The 3,875-nt window shown below is 73.3% G+C and carries 4 protein-coding genes; 1 reads left to right on the top strand and 3 read right to left on the bottom strand.

Features of this window, described 5'->3' with window-relative positions; genetic code table 11:
• From bioD to bioB, 3 genes are all read right to left on the bottom strand, one after another.
• On the bottom strand, positions 1–559 hold a 559-nt coding region (bioD, locus tag B9S61_RS12840), incomplete at its 3' end, for a dethiobiotin synthase (protein ID WP_103542370.1).
• Between the two features lies 1 nt (position 560).
• The gene (locus B9S61_RS12835) at positions 561–1,841 is read right to left on the bottom strand and encodes an adenosylmethionine--8-amino-7-oxononanoate transaminase (RefSeq protein WP_103542369.1); all 1,281 of its coding nucleotides are present in this window, start codon (positions 1,839–1,841) and stop codon (positions 561–563) included.
• Positions 1,834–2,985, bottom strand: a complete 1,152-nt coding sequence (gene bioB, locus B9S61_RS12830; protein ID WP_103542368.1) for a biotin synthase BioB — start codon at positions 2,983–2,985, stop codon at positions 1,834–1,836. Before bioB ends, B9S61_RS12835 begins: the two co-directional genes overlap by 8 nt.
• 148 nt (positions 2,986–3,133) lie before the next feature.
• On the opposite strand from bioB, the gene B9S61_RS12825 reads away from it, so the two are divergent.
• The coding region (locus tag B9S61_RS12825) for an aminotransferase class I/II-fold pyridoxal phosphate-dependent enzyme (RefSeq protein WP_103542367.1) at positions 3,134–3,875 on the top strand (742 nt) is incomplete at its 3' end.

Raw genomic sequence — 3,875 nt, 5'->3', positions numbered from 1 at the left:
GGTCCAGCAGATTGCAGCGCGCCGCCAGGTCGGGCCCGTCGGGCCAGCTGCCGATCACCACACCGGCCAGGTCGAGCCCCCGCCGGCGCAGTTCCCGCGCCGTCAGCTCCGTGGCGTTCAGGGTGCCGAGCCCCGCCGGCGCCACCACCAGCACCGGTGCGGACAGCAGGGCCGCCGCGTCCGCGAGGGTGCCGCCCGCCGCGTCGAACCGTACGAGCAGCCCGCCCGCCCCCTCCACCAGCACCAGATCGTGTTCGGTGGCCAGCTTGGCGGCCCGCTCGGCGACCTCGTGCGGATGCACGGGTGCCCGGCCGGCCCGACGGGCCGCCGTGGCCGGCGCCAACGGATCCGGATACCGGGCGAGTTCGGCCGTCGTCACGGCACCGGCCAGCCGCGCGACCTCCTCGGCGTCCCCGGACTCGTCCGGGCGCACGCCGGTCTGTGCCGCCTTGAGCACGGCGACCGACCGGCCCGCCGCCAGCGCCGTCGCGGCGACCGCTGCCGTCACCACGGTCTTGCCGACCTCGGTGCCGGTGCCCGTGATCACCATCACCGGCATGTCATCCCTCCTTCGCCGCCGCGCACACCGCGCGGGCGACGCGTGCCACGTCCGCGTCGCCCGTGACGTACGGGGGCATCGTGTAGATCAGGTCGCGGAACGGGCGCAGCCACACGCCCTCACGCACCGCCGCCCGGGTGGCCGCCGCCATGTCGACGGGGTGGTCGAGCTGGACGACGCCGATGGCCCCGAGCACCCGGACGTCCCGCACACCGGGCAGCCCGGCCGCCGGCGCCAGCCCTTCCCGCAGGCCCGTCTCGATCCGCCTGACCTCCCCGAGCCAGTCCTGCCCGAGCAGCAGCCCGATGGAGGCGCAGGCCACGGCCGCCGCCAGGGGGTTGGCCATGAACGTCGGACCGTGCGCCAGCACCGGCACCTCACCGCGCGAGATGCCCTCGGCCACCCGCGCGGTGCACAGCGTCGCCGCCATGGTCATATAGCCGCCGGTCAGCGCCTTGCCCACGCACATCACATCCGGCGTCACCGCCGCGTGATCCGCCGCGAACAGCGCCCCCGTACGGCCGAACCCGGTCGCGATCTCGTCGAACACCAGTAGTACGTCGTGCGCGTCGCACACCTCGCGCAGCACCCGCAGATACGCGGGGGAGTGGAACCGCATCCCGCCCGCGCCCTGCACCACCGGCTCCACGATCACCGCGGCCAGTTCACCGGCGTGCCGTTCGACCGTCTCCCGCAGGTGGGCGGCGTACGACTCCTCGTACCCCGTGGGCGGGGCGGCGGCGAACACCTGACGGGGCAGCACCCCGCTCCACAGTTCGTGCATCCCGCCCTCGGGGTCGCACACCGACATCGGCTGCCAGGTGTCGCCGTGGTAGCCGCCGCGCCAGGTCAGCAGCCGCCGCTTCTCCGGGCGGCCCAGCGAACGCCAGTACTGCAGGCACATCTTCACCGCGACCTCGACCGACACCGACCCGGAGTCGGCGAGGAACACATGCTCCAGACCCTCCGGCGACATGTCGACAAGGAGTTCCGCCAGCCGCACGGCGGGCTCGTGCGTGAGCCCGCCGAACATCACATGGCTCATCCGGTCCAGTTGCCCGCGCGCGGCCTCGTTGAGCACCGGGTGGTTGTAGCCGTGGATCGCCGACCACCAGGACGCCATGCCGTCGACCAGTTCCCCCGAGCCGTCGGCGAGCCTCAGCCGCACCCCGCTCGCCGACTCCACGACGAGCGGTTCCTGGCGGCCCGGCATCGGCCCGTAGGGGTGCCAGACATGCCGCCGGTCGAGCTCCAGCAGTTCGGCGACGGACCGCTCAGGCATTGGGCGCGAGATCCGTTCCGGCGCCCCTGCGGCGGACCGCGACCAGGTCCGTACGAGGCTCCTCGGGCGCACCGCCGCAGGAGTCCGCGGTTGCCGTCCCGCACGTACCGGCGCCCTCGTGCGACCCGCAGCCGCCGCCCGCGCGGTGCTCCGGCAGGGTCACCCGGCCGGTCTCCTCCACCTCGAAGCCGGCGTCCGCGATCATCTCCAGGTCCGCCCGGCCGGCCTGCCCCTCGCTGGTGAGGTAGTCGCCGAGGAAGATCGAGTTGGCCAGGTGCAGCGCGAGCGGCTGCATCGTGCGCAGGTGCACCTCACGGCCGCCGGCGATCCGCACCTCGGCATCGGGGCACACGAACCGCACCATCGCCAGGACGCGCAGGCAGCGCCGGGGGGTCAGGTGCCACTCCTTGGCGAGCGGGGTGCCCTCCATCGGGATCAGGAAGTTGACCGGCACCGAGTCCGGGTCCAGTTCGCGCAGCGAGAAGACCACGTCGACCAGGTCCTCGTCGCTCTCGCCCATGCCCGCGATCAGACCCGAGCAGGCCGACAGACCCGCCGCGTGCGCCTTCCGTACCGTGTCCACCCGGTCGGCGTACGTGTGGGTGGTCGTGATGTCCCCGTACGTCGCCTCGGAGGTGTTGAGGTTGTGGTTGTAGGCGTCCGCGCCCGCCTCGCGCAGCCGCTCCGCCTGGCCGTCGGAGAGCAGCCCCAGGCAGGCGCACACCTCGACGCCCTCGTTCTGCTCCTTGATGGCCTTGATGGTGTCGGAGACGCGGTCCACGTCCCGGTCGGTGGGGCCGCGGCCGCTGGCCACCAGGCACACCCGCTTGGCGCCGCCCGAGAGCCCGGCGGCGGCCGCCCGGGACGCCTGGTCCGGCTTGAGCCAGGTGTACTTGAGGATGTCGGCCCTGGAGCCGAGCCGCTGGGAACAGTAGGAGCAGTCCTCCGGGCAGAGACCGGACTTGAGGTTGACGAGATAGTTCAGTTTCACCCGCCGGCCGAACCAGTGCCGCCGCACCTTCCCGGCCGCGGCCACCACATCGAGCAGGTCGTCGTCGGACGTCGCGAGGACGGCCAGTGCTTCCGCGCGGGTCGGCGTCTCGCGCCGAAGCCCCTTGTCCACCAGCGTGTTCAGCAGGTCCATGAGAGCCGATCCTGTCCTACCCGACCCGCTCGGGCCAAGGAGCGTTCGTACAACAGAGGCGCTCGGGCGTGTGGGTATTGCCACACAGCCGCCCGCCCGGCCCCCCGGCTACTGTCTGTGCACTGCCTACAAAAAGCCCGGAGGAGCCATGGTGTTCGGCTGGATCGACGAGCAGGCGGAACAGCGCCGCCGTGCCGGACTCGTACGCACCCTGCGTCCCCGGGCCGCCGTCACGCCGCTGCTCGATCTGGCGAGCAACGACTACCTGGGACTGGCCCGGCATCCCGAGGTCACCGAGGGCGCCGCGCGGGCCGCGCGGACCTGGGGCGGCGGCTCGACCGGTTCCCGGCTCGTCACCGGCACCACGGAGCTGCACGCCGAGCTGGAACGCGAGCTGGCAGGGTTCTGCGGCTTCGAGGCGGCCCTGGTCTTCTCCTCCGGCTACGCCGCCAATCTGGCCGCCGTCACCGCCCTGGCCCCGCACGGCTGCGCCATCGTCTCCGACGCGGGCAACCACGCCTCCCTGATCGACGGCTGCCGGCTGGCCCGCGGCACCACGCGGGTCGCGGCGCACCGTGACCCCGAGGCCGTGCGCAAGGCGCTGGACGGGCACGACGGACCCGCCGTGATCGTGTCCGACACCGTCTTCTCGGTGGACGGCGACGCCGCCCCGCTTCGGGAACTGGCCGAGGTGTGCCGGGAGTACGGCGCGGGCCTGGTCCTCGACGACGCGCACGGTCTCGGCGTGCTCGGTGACGGCGGCCGCGGCGCCCCGCACGCGGCGGGCATCGCGGGAGCCGAGGACGTCGTCGTCACGGTGACGCTGTCCAAGTCGCTCGGCAGTCAGGGCGGAGCGGTGCTCGGCCCGGCGCGGGTGATCGGGCATCTGG

The organism is Streptomyces sp. SM1 (assembly GCF_002910825.1).
In the GTDB taxonomy this organism is placed as follows: Bacteria; Actinomycetota; Actinomycetes; order Streptomycetales; family Streptomycetaceae; genus Streptomyces; species Streptomyces okerensis.
This window is presented reverse-complemented; position numbering and strand designations above follow the sequence as displayed.

Bases quoted from the DNA above. Each gene is read 5' to 3' on its own strand.
- bioB (WP_103542368.1), bottom strand. From the start codon at position 2,985: ATGGACCTGCTGAACACGCTGGTGGACAAGGGGCTTCGGCGCGAGACG.
- B9S61_RS12835 (WP_103542369.1), bottom strand. From the start codon at position 1,841: ATGCCTGAGCGGTCCGTCGCCGAACTGCTGGAGCTCGACCGGCGGCAT.